The organism is Burkholderia sp. Ax-1719, from assembly GCF_011753055.1.
In the GTDB taxonomy this organism is placed as follows: Bacteria; Pseudomonadota; Gammaproteobacteria; order Burkholderiales; family Burkholderiaceae; genus Paraburkholderia.
This window is the reverse complement of record NZ_VWWJ01000002.1, coordinates 172,788-187,836: the sequence shown is the minus strand read 5'-3', so window position 1 is coordinate 187,836 and position 15,049 is coordinate 172,788. Positions and strand designations below refer to the sequence as shown.

Here is a 15,049-nt window from a genome sequence, read left to right as displayed (position 1 = left end):
TGCCGCCGCAGTTCAACTCGTCGTCAGAATGATTTTCCCCACATTTACCGCCGACTCCATGCGTCGGTGGGCATCTGCGGCGCGAGCCAGAGGATAGGTGCTGTCGACAACCGGTTCGAGGCGCCGGCCGCCGGTGAACCGATTGAGCCAGTGCTCGCGGAACCGTCGCACCATGGCGTGTTTTTCAGCCTGTGCACGCGACTTCATGACCGTACCGATAATCTGGATGTGGCGATACAGAATCGTCTCAAGGTCGACACTCACCTGCCCACCGCCACCTAGAATCCCGACCTGCACAAGCCGTCCCCCATGCGCGAGCGATGCGATATTGCGCGCAAAATACGGCTCACCCACGAAGTCAATCACAACATCGACGCCCCGCCCTTCTGTCTTCTGCGCCACGACCGCTGCAAAATCCTGCGTGCGGTAGTCGATAGCATGGTCGGCGCCGAGTTGAACCACGCGTTCGAGCTTCGATGCCTCTGCGGTTGCGAACACGGTCGCGCCCGTCGCATATGCGAGCTGGACCGCAGCAGAACCCACGCCACCCGCCGCCGCGTGAATGAGCACGGAATCTCCTTGCTTGAGGCGTCCGAGATGCATCATCGCTTCGTGCGCCGTAACAAACACTTCGGGGATGGCCGCCGCGTGCACGTAATCGAGCTGCGCCGGAATCGGCATCGCCATGCGCCAGTCGATGCGCGCGAGTTCGGCGTATGCGCCTCCGCCGACCACGCCCATCACGCGGTCGCCAACCTTATAGCCTTCGGCCGAGGCGCCGACTTCCAGCACTTCACCCGCGATTTCCAGCCCATGATGGTCGAGTCGCCGAAATTCGGCCGGCCGTAACCGCCACGTCGATGCGTGAGGTCAGCGCGGTTCACGCCTGCTGCGTGCACACGGACGAGCAGGTCGTCGGGGCGCAGCTCCGGGTCGGGAGCGTCGGCGAGCTTGAGAACATCGGCGTCGCCGAATTCGTTGAAGGTGATGGCTTTCATGATTGCGTGTCCTGTTATGCCTGTACATCGCCGAGCGTCGATTGCGCCGCGGCGGAAGCCGAAATTGCGGCCGGGAAACCCGCGTAGAACGCGAGGTGGGTAATGGTTGCGGCGAGTTCTTCGCGCGTGACGCCGTTGCTCACGGCGCGCCGCAGATGCGCGGGGAGTTCGTCGTAGTGGCCGCCCACAATCAGGGCGGCGACGGTCACGAGGCTTCTGTCCCTCGGCGAGAGCGCCGGGTCGGCCCAGACCTGCGGGAACAGCACGTCGTCGACAAGTGCGGCGAGCTTCGGCGTGAATGCGCGCGCGGCTTCGCGCGGACTGTCGAAATTGGCTTTTGACATGATTGGGCGCTCCTCAAACCTGGCTGATGAATTTGTTGGTGAGATAGAACTCGATACCCTCTGCGCCGCCTTCGGAGCCGATGCCGCTTTCCTTGAGGCCGCCGAAAGGCAGCTCAGTCGACACGATGCGATACTGGTTGATGCCAATCATCCCGGCTTCCAGCCCGTCGCCAACGTCGAGGGCGGTACGCGCATTGTTCGTGAACGCATAAGCCGAGAGGCCATACGGCAGGCGATTAGCCTCGGCGAGACCGTCTTCCAGCTGGTCGAAACGCATCAGTACCGCAATGGGGCCGAACGGCTCTTCGTGCATCACGCGGGCCTCCATCGGCACGTCGGCCAGCACGGTCGGTTCGAAGAAGTAGCCTTCCCCCGCGATGCGCTTGCCACCAGCGAGCACTTTCGCGCCGCGCGCCACGGCATCGGCGACGAGTTCTTCCATCTTGGCAATCTGGCGCGGATTCGCGAGTGGCCCGACCTGCGTGCCGGGCTGCATGCCGTCACCCACCTTGAGCGCCAGGGTAGCCGACACGAAGTGCCCAACAAACTCGTCGTAGACCTCGCGCTGAATCAGGAAACGCGTCGAGGAGATGCACACCTGGCCCGTACCACGGAAGCGGTTCGCCGCGCCTTCGACGGCGGCCCGTTCGACGTCGGCGTCCTTGAACACCAATACCGGGCCATGACCGCCAAGTTCGAGCGTTATCGGCTTTACGCCTTCGGCAGCGCGTGCGGCAAGCAGGCGGCCAATCGGAACGGAGCCCGTGAAAGTCACCTTCCGGATAATCGGAGAAGCGATGAGCGTCTTCGACACCTCATCGGGCACGCCGAACACGACCTGCAACACGCCCTTGGGCAGCCCTGCATCGTCCAGTGCACGGGCGAGCGCGAGCGCCGTCGCGGGACTTTCCTCGCCCGGCTTGATGATGACGCTGCATCCTGCGGCCAGCGCCGCCGAGAGCTTGCGGGCAGGCGTGATAGCCGGAAAATTCCACGGCGTAAAAGCGGCGACCGGCCCGATGGCCTGCTTCTTCACCAGTTGCTGCACGCCAGGGCGGTTCGACGGGACAACGCGACCGTCGATGCGACGCGCTTCCTCGGCGAACCATTCAAAGTATTCGGCGGCACGCAGCACTTCATCGCGGCTTTCGGCGAGCGGCTTGCCCTCTTCGAGCGTCAGCAATTCGGCGATGTGCTCTGAACGCTCGCGAATCAGGTTCGCGCCATTCTTGAGGATGCGTGCGCGCTCTGCGGGCACGGTGTTGCGCCAGACGTCGAAAGCACGCTTAGCGGCGTGCAGCGCCAGGTCGAGGTCCGCCGCCGTTGCAAGCGGCACGCGGCCCAGTTCCTGTAATGTCGCGGGATTCACAACCCTGGCAGTGTCGCGTTCGCTGGCTGCAATCCATTCACCGTTGATGAAGAGATAAAGGGAGTCGTAGTGAGCGTTCATTTTCCATCCTCAATATAGTTAGCAATTCGAATTAATTGGCACTCATGCCTTGCCAGACATTCGAGCTCCTCGCGGCGAAATCGAATCCGCGAATCGGGAGGGATGCCGTTCTGGCTTGAGGCTGCTTGAAACTGTCAGTGAGTGCCTGTCTGCGGAACCCAGTCTAGGCGGGATGGCTCCCCGGTTTTAGCCAGGGTAGAAAGAATGATTCTTTCCGTGAGAGGGAAAATCCGCGAGCTGCGTTCGGTTACGCTTACCGGCATGCAGAATGGCGCTCGCCTATGATGGCCGGGCGTCAGGCGCCCCAAAGCCACGCGGCACCCGCAGCACAGAAGCCGGTACGGTGAACTCAGACGAAAGGGACAGGTGGGATGGACAAGTTATATAACATGTCGGTTTTTGCAAAAGTCGTCGAGATGGGCAGTTTTACCGCCGTCGCGAACCATCTCGATACGACCGTGGGGAACATCTCGCGCGCGGTTTCGGTGCTTGAGGAGTCGCTGGACACGCGGCTCATGCAGCGCTCGACGCGCCGCCTCGTCATCACGGACGCGGGCCGGCGGTTCTACGACCGGTGTGTCGCCATCCTGACCGACGTGGAACACGCCGAAGCCGAAGCACGAGACGCCCTGCTTGAGCCGCGCGGCACCCTGCGCGTCCACTCGGTGCCCGGGCTTGGGCGCAATCTCGTGACGCGTGCCGTTATGGCGTATCGCAACGCGTATCCGGAAGTCTCGGTCGAGCTGCTACTGTCCCAGCGTATGCCGAATCTGCTCGAAGAGCAGCTTGACGTTGGTATCGTGATTACGCGGACGCTGCCCGATTCGGCCTACGTCAGCCAGAACATCGGCAGCAGCCATTGCATCCTCGCGGCATCGCCTGAGTATCTGGCGGCCCATCCGGCACCGACGTGCCCGGAAGACCTTGTCGACCATCAATGCCTTCTGCTTGGGACAGTCGATTACGCACCCGACGAGTGGCATCTCAGGAGCGCTGAGGGCGATGCGACTTTTCGCCCTGCCGGCCCACACTTGAGTGTCAACGATATGGACGCTATGTCACAAGCCCTTCGAGATGGCGCAGGCATCGGTCTACTCGCCGCATTCTCAGCGATCGATGACCTGCACAGCGGCGCGCTCGTTCGCGTCTTGCCGCAGTACCACTCGCATGTCCGCAACGTCTACGCTGTCTACCCATCGCGACAGTTCGTCGACGCAAAAATCAAACGGTTCGTCGAGATGTTGAAGGTGCACGTAGGAGAGCATCTGGACGCTTACACGAGAGAACTCGATCTCGCTCCCGCCACAATTCTGCCCTCAGTCCGCTAGTTGGAGGTACAGCGAGCCGCCACGAAGGCCGCTGTTGCCCGAGCCGGGTTTCTAGTCGCTCGACGCACTCGCCTGCTGGCAGCATGACTGCCTCGCGACGACGCGCGTCGTCGTATTACATATTTCCTATGCGCATGTTTAAGCAATTTAATCATGCAACCAACGCATAACGCAAGCATGATTTGCAGCGCATCAATTCGAAAAAGCAAAGCATAAATAACTGTTTGTCAGGGTTCAGCCCGAGCGTCTTTAATAGCCAGTCCATGCCGCATAAACGCGGATTTTTTAATCCAGCGTGCTGGCTAGCACTGCGCAAAACCTGACTCCATGGCTGACGTTACATCCTCTTCGCATCGCTACATCCCGTCGCCACGCGCCAGCGCTTTGCTTGCGAAGGAGCGCGTTTATTACTGGCTCTCCTGGGCCATTCCCGTACTGATCGTCGCGATCTGGGAACTGGCCGCGCGCGCCGGCTGGCTCGAACCGCAAGTGCTGCCCGCGCCCAGCAGCGTCGCCGTCACCGCGTGGAATCTGGCCCGCAATGGTGATCTGTTCGTTCACCTTGGCGTGTCGCTCTTGCGCGCCGCGTGTGGCTTTGTGATCGGCGGGGCCATCGGGCTGGCGCTGGGCGTGCTCGTCGGCTTTTCGCGGCTTGCCCAGGCGCTCATTGACCGCTCGATCCAGATGGTGCGCGCCATCCCGTTTCTCGCGATGCTGCCGCTCGTGATCGTGTGGTTTGGCGTGGGCGAAGGCGCGAAAATCTTTCTGGTCGCGCTTGCCGTTCTGTTTCCGATTTACATCAACACGATGCTCGGCATCCGCCAGATCGATCCGAAACTGATGGAACTCGCCAGGGTGATCGGCATGAAATGGCCGGCCGTCGTGCGCCGGATCATCCTGCCTGGCGCGATGCCGGCCATCCTCACCGGCGTGCGTTACGCGTTGGCGCATGCCTGGCTCGCCCTCGTGATCGCCGAAACGCTCGCAACGACCAAGGGGATCGGTTTTCTGGCGATGGATGCGCGCGAATTCCTGCAGACCAACGTCATTCTGCTGACCATGATTATTTACGCGATCATCGGCGTCGTCGCCGACGCGCTGGTTCGCTCGCTCGAAACGCGCTTCCTGTCGTGGCACGCGAACTACACGAAGGGAGAGAAAGCATGAGTGCTACTGCTACGTTGTCACCGCTTGCACATGTTGCACCTCAAAGCGAAACCGCAATCGGCGCATCGCAACTGGCTGTATCGGTACGCGGGCTTCAGCGCCGTTATGGCGCGCGCGTGGTGATCGACGCACTCGACCTCGATATCCGCAAAGGCGAATTCGTCGCGCTGCTGGGCGAAAGCGGCTGCGGCAAGACTACGTTGCTGCGCTCGCTAGCCGGGCTCGATACACCCGATGCCGGGCAGATTCGCGCGCCAGCACGCCCTTCCGTCGTGTTTCAGGAGCATCGGCTGCTGCCCTGGGCGACGTTGTGGGAGAACGTCGCGCTGGGTCATGAATCGAGCATCGGACGCGAGGGCGCGTCGCGCGCGCTGGCCGAAGTGGGTCTCGCGGGCCGCGAGCTCGACTGGCCGCGCAATCTGTCCGGCGGCCAGGCGCAGCGCGTTGCTCTGGCGCGCGCGCTGGTGCGCGATCCCGCGCTGTTGCTGCTGGACGAACCGTTCGCCGCGCTCGATGCGCTCACGCGCATCAAGATGCATGGGCTCGTGAAGGAACTGGTCGCACGCCACGCACCCGGCGTGCTGATCGTCACGCATGACGTCGATGAAGCGCTGGTGCTCGCCGACCGCATTCTCGTCATGCGCGCGGGGCGCATTGCCGCCTCGTTTCAACCCAAGGACCACACGCCGCAGGCACTGCGGCTCACGCTACTCGAGGAACTCGGCGTTCAGGAACACTGAACCGCCTCCTCGCCATAAAACCAGGTCGCCTTAAAACCAGGATTAACGAATGAATGACGCTTCACTGACTCGCCGCCGCCTCTTGCGCGCGGCGGGTGGACTGCTGGCCGGCGCGGCCGCAGCGCGCCTGCTGCCGGCACAAGCCGCACAACCTGCACAAGCCGCAAAGCTCACACGCAACACCGATACCGTGCGCATCGGTTGGGGCTACGGCGCCCTGCCCGATATCGCCAAACAGCGCGGCGTGTTCGAGAAAACGCTGGCGGCGAAGAACATCAAAGTCGAATGGGTTGGGCCGTTCCCGAACCACGCACCGTCGATCCAGGCCGTGGTGGGCGGCAGCGCCGACTTCGGATTCTGGGGCTCGACGACACCGGCGCTCGCCGCCATGCTGGCCGGCTCGCCCATCGTCTTCACCGGCTTCGACGTGTACTCGCCGCGTTCCACTGCCATCATTGTCAAGAAGACCAGCGGCATCAATTCGGTTGCCGATCTTGCCGGTCGCAAGGTCGCGGTGAACCGCTCGGGGCTGGGCGAGTTCCTGCTCATTGCTGCGCTGGAAAAGCATCACGTCGATCGCAGCAAGGTCGAATTCGTCTATCTGAATCCGCCCGATGCCGCGCCAGCGTTCGCACAAGGCCGCGTCGACGCGTGGTCGATGTGGTCGCCGGCCGTGGATATCGCGCGCCATGCCAACGACGCGAAGGACATTTTCAACGAAGGGCGCGACCTCGATTTCCTGATCGACTACAGCTCGCTGGTGACGCGCCGCAAGTTCACGGAGGAAAACTCCGAACTGGTGCGTGCCGTGCTCGACGCGTACTACGTGGAAGGCGCCTGGCAATCGCAGCATTCGGCCGAATCGGAGCTGCTGGTGCAGCGCGAGGCGAAATATCCCGATCAGGTGCGCGACTATCTGGCGGGTCTGAAGCGCGTGAACCAGTTCCACGAACCGGACGACGCCGCCTTCATGGCGCAGTTCCAGCGCGCGGCAGACTGGCTCGCGCAGCGCAAGATCATCAGCGCGCCGATCAAGGTCGCCGATTACAGCGTCAAGGTGTGACGGGCGTCGCTATATGAACTGGAAAACGTATGCCTGAAACACCTGTACACACGCCGGGCGCGGTTGCGCTCGTCTCGCCCTTATCGGCGTCGCTCGGTTTCTCCGAGGCATTCGGGGAGATCGCCGCGACGGCCGCTCGGCGCGAACGCGAGCAGCGCTTGCCGCATGAAGAGATCGCCACATTGAAGGCGCTCGGCTTTGGCGCGCTGCGCCTGAGCGCCGACGATGGCGGCCACGGATTGACACTGAGCGGACTATTCACCGTCGCACGCGACCTGGCCGCCGCCGATTCGAACATCGCTCACGCCTTTCGCAATCACCTCTGGCAGGTCGAAGCCGCCCTGCAACGCCGCGACCATCCGTTCCATGCCCATGTGCTCGATCTCGCGCGCCGAGGCAAGACGGTGGGCCTGAGCTTTGCCGACAGCGACGCGACGGCGGCAGGCGCGCGTTCGAGCCGCGTTCTGAGCCGGCTGGAATGGGACGAGCGCCGCCAGGTGTATGTGGGCTCGGGCGACAAGGTCTACGCGACTGGCAATCTCTACAACGACGCCTTCGTCGGGGTGGCGATCGAAAGCCGCGCGAATGCCACCGTGCAATACGTGCTGGAACGCGGCGCAGGCGTCGCTGCCGAAGACGACTGGCAAGGCTTCGGCCAGCGCCTGACCGGCTCGGGCACGGCGCGGTTTCGCGATGCCGTGGTGCAAGCCGCGCATGTCTATGCGCCCGACGCGCCGAAGTCAGCCGAGGCCGCGCCGTGGGGTTTCACCTTCCACCAGGTCTACCTGACCAACTGCATCGCGGGTATCACACGGCGCGTGGTGCTGGACGCGGTGGAGGTGCTGCGCGGGCGCCAGCGCAACTTCTACCACGGCGAAGCCCCGCAACCCGCCGACGAACCGGCCTTGCAGGCCTTGCTGGGACGCATACGCGCCTACGCCGCGAGCATCGAGGCCAGCGCGCAGCGCGCCATAGAGGCGCTGGAACGGGCCGTGGCAAGCGTCGACACGGGCGACGAATACGCGCGCACGCTGGAAGCGACGCTCGCCGCCTCTGAAGCCAAGGTCGTCATCGACGATCTCGCGCCGCAGGTTGCGAGCTGGCTGATCGATCTGGGTTCGGGATCGGCGGTGTCCAGCGTGGCCGCGCTGGATCGGCACTGGCGCAATATCAAGGTGATTGCCTCGCACAATCCGCGTCTTTACAAGGAGCGGCTGCTGGGCCAGAACCTGCTGACCGGGCAGTTGCCGCCAACGGGTGCGTTTTTCTGACCGGTTGCCGTGCGTGAGCACCTTAGCGCATCCGTGCCTCAGTCCGCCAGCTCGCGGCGCACGCGCGGCACGATTTCCTCGGCAAAACGGCGCATATCGTCCTCGAAGGGCTGGAACTGCAGCATGAACAGCTCGACGCCGGCGCGATGAAAATCCGCGATACGCCGTGCGACCGTCTCGTAGTCGCCCACCAGCCCTGCCGCCGTTCCGCCATTGGAACCCACGCGCGGCGAGCGGGCGAACGTTTGAATCATCACGACATTCGGATCGATATTGGCCTGCTGGCGCTCGCGCAACGGCTTGTCCAGTTCGGCGAGCGCGAACAGATGATCGAGGTGCGCCTCGGCCTGCGCCTGGGTTTCGCGCGCGATCACGAACGCCGACAGGCCAAAGCGCAAGGCGTCGTGCCCGGCAGGCCGCGCGCGCGCAGACACATCGGCGATCAGGGCCGCCACGTCGTCGAGCGGCTGGCCGTTGATGAACCACACGTCGCCGTGTCCGGCCACCAGTTCGCGCGCCGGTTCGGACTCCCCACCCACATAGATGCGAGGACGCGCGCGGAACGGATCGGCGGGCAGCAACTGATAGTCGTCGATCTGAAAACGCTCGCCGCGATGGGTCACGCGCTCACCGCGCAGCAACGCTTCCACCACCTCGATCCATTCACGGCCATAGGCATAGCGGTCGTCGTGCTCCGCGAAGGCGATACCGGCGCGCTCCAGTTCCGGGCGGTTCCACGCATTGACCAGATTGATCGCGAAGCGGCCGCCGCTGATGTGTTCGATCTGCTGGGCCATCTTGGCGAGCACGACCGGGTGGTAAAGAAAGGGCTTGATTGCGGCGATGATCTCGATGCGCGAGGTGAGCGCGGCGAGCGCCGCCGAGCCTGTCCACGCCTCCAGCTGATCGAGCGCCGGATCGTGCGGATTGACGGTGTGTTGCGCGACGAGCACGGAGTCGAAACCCAGACGCTCGGCTTCGAGCACGAGCGCCTTGTTGCGGGCCCACGACGCATCGTAGGGCTCGGCGGGATCCTGCAGCGCGGCACGGCTGCCGTGCACGAGGGCCCAGATGCCAAAACGGGGGAATGAACGGGAAGGAGAATGGGACATTGCGTGAAAACACAGGGAGGCGGGATGGCGGGGGCGTTCATGCTAACGCCGTGTCGCACGCGAGCCTTCCAATTTTTCCTGCTATCCACACCACATAAACGTATTTGCGGGCGGCGCCAACATGATGCTTATGTGGAATATTTATATGCATTCAATATTTAAACTTTGCATGGCTCGATGCTAGTCTCTTCGCCATAGATATCTTAGAGATGCCCTTCAAGGAGCCAGCATGAGTGTTGAATTCATCGGGATGATCCAGCAGCGCAAGGTGTCGGAGACACATCAGGCGAGCGGCCCCGCCATCGACGTCGACTACGTGCGCGACTTCGCCCAGGCGCACGAGCGCGCGGGCTTCGACCGCATCCTGGTGCCGCATAGCTCAAGCAGCCCCGATGCCACGCTTACCATCGCCTACGCCGCGAGCGTGACTTCCCGCGTGCATTTCATGCTCGCGCATCGTCCTGGCTTCGTCTCGCCCACGCTGGCGGCACGCCAGCTCGCCACGCTCGATCATTTTTCCGGCGGCCGTCTTGCGGTGCACTTCATCTCGGGCGGCAGCGACACGGACCAGCGCCGCGATGGCGATTTCCTGAGCCACGACGAACGCTACGCACGTACCGACGAATATCTCCAGGTGCTCAAACGCGTCTGGACCGAAGATAAGCCCTTCGATCACACGGGCCGCTACTACCGCTTCGAACAGGCCTTTTCCGAGGTGAAGCCGCGTCAGCAGCCCCATGTGCCGATCTATTTCGGCGGCGCATCGCCGGCAGCGCTCGCGGTGGCAGGCAAGCACGCCGACGTCTACGCGCTGTGGGGCGAATCGAAACAAGGCGTCGCCGACCTGATCGCCCGCGTGCGAGCCGAAGCCGCGCAGCATGGCCGCGAAGTGCGCTTTTCGGTGTCGTTTCGGCCGATCCTCGCCGATACGGAAAAGGCTGCATGGGAGCGCGCCGAACACATCCTCGCCGAGACCCGCCGCCTGCGCGCCGCCCAGGGTCTGGACAAAGGCGGCCCGCTCGAAAGCGAAGGCGCGCGGCGTCTGCTGGGCGCAGCCGGCGACGGGGTGCGTGCGGACGATCGTTTGTGGACGGCGGTGGCGAAAGAGATCGGCGGGCGATCGAACTCCACCGCACTGGTCGGCACGCCCGAGCAGGTTGCGCAAACACTCGCCGAATACCATGCGATCGGCGTGACGACCTTTCTGATCCGCGGCTTCGATCCGCTTGAAGACGCGCTGGACTATGGCCGCGTGCTGATCCCAGCCACGCGCGAACTGACCCGCCGCGAACGCGCCGCCGCCTGAGCGCACGCCCCAGCGGTAGCACGAGCACACTAAAAACAAGGAACGACATGAGCGCGATCCTCAGCAATACGACTGATAGCATCGATAAGGATTTCAGGCACGCTCCTATCCGCAAGTTCTGGTTCGACGACGAAAGCGCGCCCACACGCTCAGTCGCCGAGGAGCGGCTTCATCGCCAGACACGCCTCGCAGGCGCGTTTCGCCTGTTCGCGCGCTATGGCTTCGATCAGGGCCTCGCCGGTCATATCACCGCGCGCGATCCCGAATGGCACGATCACTTCTGGGTCAATCCACTCGGCCTGCATTTCGGGCGCATTCGCGTGTCCGATCTGCTACTGGTGAACCGGCACGGCGAGATCGTGGTTGGCGAAGGCCCCGTGAATCAGGCGGCTTTTGCGATCCACGCGGCGATTCACGAGGCACGCCCCGAAGTGGTCGCCGCCGCCCACACGCATTCGCTGTATGGCAAAGCGTGGTCGACGCTGGGACGCAAGCTCGATCCGATCACGCAGGATTCCTGCGCATTCTATGAAGACCACGCGCTGTTCGACGACTTTCGCGGCGTGGTGCTCGACACCGACGAAGGCACGCGTATCGCCCATGCACTCGGCGAGCGCAAGGGCGTGATCCTCAAGAACCACGGCATCCTCACGGCGGGCCCGAGCGTTGAAGCGGCGGCATGGTGGTATATCGCGCTCGACAACGCCTGCCACACGCAACTGCTGGCCGAGGCAGCGGGCAAGCCCCAGCCGATTTCACACGAGATCGCCACGCTCACGCACGGCCAGGTCGGGCGCGCCGCCGGTGCACGCCATGCGTTCGAAAGCCTGTATGCCGGGCTGGTGGCCAGCGAACCGGATTTGCTCGACTGATGCCCCTCCATAAACTGCGCCGCTTTGTCGGTACGATTGCGGAACTGGTCGAGCGGCAGCCACAAGCATTTTCACAGGAATCCGAACTGATCGATCACGGTCTGGACGCACTGCGCGAACTCGTCAGCGAGGACGACTGGCTACCGGACGCCTACGCCGTGCCCTCGTCCGAGCGCTATCAGCAATATCTGCTGCACGCCGATGCGCGCCAGCGCTTTTCCGTGGTCAGTTTCGTCTGGGGACCGGGCCAGCAAACGCCGGTGCACGATCACACGGTCTGGGGTTTGATCGGCGTGCTGCGCGGTGCGGAATACGCGCAGCCCTACGCGCGCAACGCGGACGGCACGCTGCGCACCGACGGCCCCGAGGTACGCCTCGGGCGCGGCGCGGTAGAAGCCGTTTCGCCGACCATCGGCGATATCCATCGCGTGCGCAACGCCTACGACGACCGCGTCTCGATCAGCATTCATGTGTATGGCGGCAATATCGGCGCGATCCGGCGCTCGACCTATCCCGCCGATGGGCCGCCCAAAGCCTTTATTTCCGGCTATTCGAACGACCTGCTCCCGAATCTCTGGGATCTCAGCAAGGAATCCAACGCCTCATGAAGTCATTTCCCACACGCTCCTATCAGGACGTGCGCGACGCCCTGCTCGCCCGACGTGAAATCGCACTGCTCGACGTGCGTGAAGAAGATCCGCATGCGCAAAGCCATCCGCTGTTCGCCGCGAATCTGCCGCTCGCCAAAATCGAACTCGATGCGTGGACGAAGCTGCCGCGTCGCGACGTGCCCATTGTGCTGCTCGACGATGGCGAGGGTTTTGCCGCGCGTGCGGCCGTCAAGCTGGATGCGCTCGGCTATAGCGATGTCGCGCTGCTCGAAGGCGGTCTGGCGGGCTGGATTCGCGCGGGCGGCGAGGTGTTTCGCGATGTCAACGTGCCGAGCAAGGCCTTCGGAGAATTCGTCGAAGCGCACCGGCATACGCCCTCGCTGAGTGCCGAAGAAGTCGACACGCTGCTCGCGGGCGACGCGCCCGTGGTGATGCTCGATGCGCGCCGCTTCGACGAATATCAGACCATGAACATTCCCGGCAGCATCAGCGTGCCGGGCGCGGAACTGGCCTTACGTGCCCGCGCGCTCGCGCCCGATCCGGCCACGCGCGTGATCGTCAACTGCGCGGGCCGCACGCGCAGCATTATCGGCGCGCAGTCGCTGGTGAATGCCGGACTGCCGAACCCGGTCGCGGCTTTGCGCAACGGTACGATCGGCTGGACGCTTGCGGGGCAGACGCTGGAGCACGGCGCGGCGCGCCAGTTCGACGCCGATGCGGGACGCGATCCGACCACGCTCGCACAGTCGCGCGAAGCCGCCCGCGCGCTGGCCGATCGCGCGGGCGTGCGCCGCACGACGCTCGACGAAGCCGCGCACTGGGCCGCCGACAGCACACGCACGACGTATCGCTTCGACGTGCGTACGCCCGCCGAATACGAACGCGCCCATGCGCCAGGGTTTCAGGGCGCGCCCGGCGGCCAGCTCGTGCAGGAAACGGAGATGTTCGCGCCGGTGCGCGGCGCGCGCATCGTGTTGTTTGACGACGACGGCGTGCGCGCCAATATGACGGCTTCCTGGATCGCACAGATGAACGGCGAAGTCTATGTAGTCGATGAAGCCGACGCCGATGCGCTCAGCGAAACCGGCCCGTGGCGCGCGGCGAAACCTGCTGCACAGGCCATCGCCACGATCACGCCCGAAGCGCTTGCCGCACGCCTGGCGCAGCCGGATCACGACACCGTGATACTCGATTTCACGTCCAGCGCGAATCACGTGAAGGGGCATATTCCCGGTGCGTGGTGGACGCTGCGCTCGCATCTTTCGGCGGGCTTTGACGACCTGCGCGCGCTACCGGATGCAAAACGCTACGTCGCCGTCTGCATGACGAATGCGCTCGCGCCGTTCGCCGCGCCCGAAATCGCCGCGCTCACCGGCAAGCCGGTCGAGGTGCTCGAAGGCGGCACGGCGGCGTGGCAGCGCGCCGGTCTGCCACTCGAAAGCGGCGACGCGCATCTGGCCTCGCCGCGCATTGACCGCTACCGGCGTCCCTACGAGGGCACCGACAATGCGCGCGAAGCGATGAACGCCTACCTCGAATGGGAATACGGCCTCGTCGAGCAACTCGGCCGCGACGGCACGCACGGCTTTTTCACGGTCTAAGCGCTAGCGAAAGCGCTAGCGAAAGCGCTAGCGAAAGCGCTAGCGAAAGCGCAGAAGCGTCGCGCAGGCGCTGCAATCATGCAGCGCGCGCGACGCGCACCGCCTTGAAGCTGCTCGCCACGCTCTGCGCGAGCACGGCCAGCGCCGACTCCATCTTGCCGATCGCGCGCGAGCGCACCACCCACACCGCGATTTCCGGCTTGAAATCGCTCACCTGCACGATGTCGAGCGCATCGGCCCAGGCGCTGGCCGCCACCAAAGGTTGCGGCACCAGACCCAACCCCACGCCATCGGCGACAAGACCCAGTTGCAGTTCCGTGCCGAGCGTTTCCAGGTTGAGCTTGAGCGAGTGCCCCTGCGCGGCCAGCGCGTGTTGCAGGCCCGCGCGAAAGCCGCAGCCATCGGGATTGAGCACCCAGCCGTGCGCTTCGCATTCCGCCAGCGTATGCGCGCGCCGCTTGAGCAGCCCTTTCTTCGCAACCACGGCGAGCTTGAGCGAGCCCAGCGATTCGCCCGCCAGCGTCTCCGGCAGGTTGCGATTGGCGGGCAACAGCGCCACGGCGGCGTCGAGTTCGCCATCCTCCACTTTCTGCAAAAGCGGCGCGCCCCAGCCCGTGGTCACGCGCGCCTGCAGTTCCGGGTGCGCCTGGCGCAGCGCATGCAGCGCGTCGAGCATGGCGATATCGGCGACGGTCTGCGCCACGCCCAGGCGCAGCACGCCCGCGAGCGGCGCGCCGTCGTTGACCAGCTGACGCAGCGCGTCCATCTCGGTGAGGATCGCGCGGCACTGGTCGTACACGGCGCGTCCCATCGGCGTAGTGCGCAGCGGCTTGGTGTTGCGGTCGAGCAGCTCCACGCCCAGCGCTTCCTCGAAGTTCTGGATGCGCCGTGTCACGGCGGGCTGCGTGAGGTCGAGCCCCGCGGCCGCCTGGCTCAGCGACGCGCTGCGCACCACGGCGACAAAGGCTTCGATTTCGTCGAGTTTCATGAATGAGGTTCGATAGACGTGCAAACGGTCGCCCAGCTTAGCGCCAATACGGCCCCGCGTTCAAGCTTTGCTATTTCGCATTTGCATATTTGCATGGAAGAACAATGCGTTTGCCTTATGGTGACGCGCTCCGTATCGTGTGCTTTTGTGATTTTGCGCGCAGGACTTCGCTTCGCGGCCGCCGCGCAACTCCGTTCA

Annotated in this window: 13 protein-coding genes and 1 pseudogene; 9 read left to right on the top strand and 5 right to left on the bottom strand. The window is 64.1% G+C overall.

Annotated features, from left to right (window positions below; genetic code table 11):
• Positions 1–12 precede the first annotated feature (12 nt).
• The 3 genes and pseudogenes from F3J17_RS05900 to F3J17_RS05890 form a co-directional block, all read right to left on the bottom strand.
• A pseudogene (locus F3J17_RS05900) lies at positions 13–998 on the bottom strand (NAD(P)H-quinone oxidoreductase).
• A 14-nt stretch (positions 999–1,012) separates the two neighbouring features.
• Entirely contained in the window at positions 1,013–1,342 is a 330-nt protein-coding gene (locus F3J17_RS05895) for a carboxymuconolactone decarboxylase family protein (RefSeq protein ID WP_167054832.1), read from the bottom strand.
• Positions 1,343–1,355: 13 nt separating this feature from the next.
• The gene (locus F3J17_RS05890; protein WP_167054830.1) at positions 1,356–2,792 is read right to left on the bottom strand and encodes an NAD-dependent succinate-semialdehyde dehydrogenase; all 1,437 of its coding nucleotides are present in this window, start codon (positions 2,790–2,792) and stop codon (positions 1,356–1,358) included.
• A gap of 371 nt (positions 2,793–3,163) precedes the next feature.
• Between F3J17_RS05890 and F3J17_RS05885 the strand changes: the two genes are divergently transcribed.
• The 5 genes from F3J17_RS05885 to F3J17_RS05865 all read left to right on the top strand — a co-directional run bounded on the left by F3J17_RS05885 (position 3,164) and on the right by F3J17_RS05865 (position 8,361).
• Positions 3,164–4,120, top strand: a complete 957-nt coding sequence (locus F3J17_RS05885; RefSeq protein WP_167054828.1) for a LysR family transcriptional regulator — start codon at positions 3,164–3,166, stop codon at positions 4,118–4,120.
• 327 nt (positions 4,121–4,447) lie between these two features.
• A complete protein-coding gene (locus tag F3J17_RS05880) occupies positions 4,448–5,287 on the top strand; it encodes an ABC transporter permease subunit (protein WP_167054826.1) in 840 nt (279 codons plus the stop codon).
• On the top strand, positions 5,284–6,027 hold the full coding sequence (locus F3J17_RS05875) for an ABC transporter ATP-binding protein (protein WP_167054825.1): 744 nt from the start codon (positions 5,284–5,286) through the stop codon (positions 6,025–6,027). The genes F3J17_RS05880 and F3J17_RS05875 overlap by 4 nt, the downstream gene beginning before the upstream one ends.
• A 49-nt stretch (positions 6,028–6,076) precedes the next feature.
• On the top strand, positions 6,077–7,090 hold the full coding sequence (locus tag F3J17_RS05870; RefSeq protein WP_167054823.1) for an NrtA/SsuA/CpmA family ABC transporter substrate-binding protein: 1,014 nt from the start codon (positions 6,077–6,079) through the stop codon (positions 7,088–7,090).
• 29 nt (positions 7,091–7,119) lie between these two features.
• On the top strand, positions 7,120–8,361 hold the full coding sequence (locus F3J17_RS05865) for an acyl-CoA dehydrogenase family protein (protein ID WP_167054821.1): 1,242 nt from the start codon (positions 7,120–7,122) through the stop codon (positions 8,359–8,361).
• Between the two features lie 38 nt (positions 8,362–8,399).
• Here the strand turns inward: F3J17_RS05865 and F3J17_RS05860 are convergent, their stop codons facing one another.
• Positions 8,400–9,473 (bottom strand): LLM class flavin-dependent oxidoreductase, encoded by a 1,074-nt coding sequence (locus F3J17_RS05860; protein WP_167054819.1) that lies wholly within the window; start codon positions 9,471–9,473, stop codon positions 8,400–8,402.
• Positions 9,474–9,702: 229 nt separating this feature from the next.
• Here F3J17_RS05860 and F3J17_RS05855 point away from each other — a divergent pair, with 229 nt between their 5' ends.
• The 4 genes from F3J17_RS05855 to F3J17_RS05840 are packed head-to-tail and all read left to right on the top strand — an operon-like array spanning position 9,703 to position 13,863.
• Complete coding sequence (locus F3J17_RS05855; RefSeq protein WP_167054818.1) at positions 9,703–10,779, top strand: LLM class flavin-dependent oxidoreductase; 1,077 nt, start codon at positions 9,703–9,705, stop codon at positions 10,777–10,779.
• A gap of 47 nt (positions 10,780–10,826) precedes the next feature.
• The gene (locus tag F3J17_RS05850) at positions 10,827–11,651 is read left to right on the top strand and encodes a class II aldolase/adducin family protein (RefSeq protein WP_167054816.1); all 825 of its coding nucleotides are present in this window, start codon (positions 10,827–10,829) and stop codon (positions 11,649–11,651) included.
• Positions 11,651–12,259 (top strand): cysteine dioxygenase, encoded by a 609-nt coding sequence (locus F3J17_RS05845; RefSeq protein WP_167054814.1) that lies wholly within the window; start codon positions 11,651–11,653, stop codon positions 12,257–12,259. The genes F3J17_RS05850 and F3J17_RS05845 overlap by 1 nt, the downstream gene beginning before the upstream one ends.
• Positions 12,256–13,863: a rhodanese-related sulfurtransferase gene (locus F3J17_RS05840; protein ID WP_167054811.1), complete on the top strand. Its 1,608-nt coding sequence runs from the start codon at positions 12,256–12,258 to the stop codon at positions 13,861–13,863. Before F3J17_RS05845 ends, F3J17_RS05840 begins: the two co-directional genes overlap by 4 nt.
• Before the next feature lie 76 nt (positions 13,864–13,939).
• Here the strand turns inward: F3J17_RS05840 and F3J17_RS05835 are convergent, their stop codons facing one another.
• Positions 13,940–14,851, bottom strand: coding sequence for a LysR family transcriptional regulator (locus tag F3J17_RS05835; protein ID WP_167054809.1), 912 nt, complete (start codon positions 14,849–14,851; stop codon positions 13,940–13,942).
• Between the last annotated feature and the right edge of the window lie 198 nt (positions 14,852–15,049).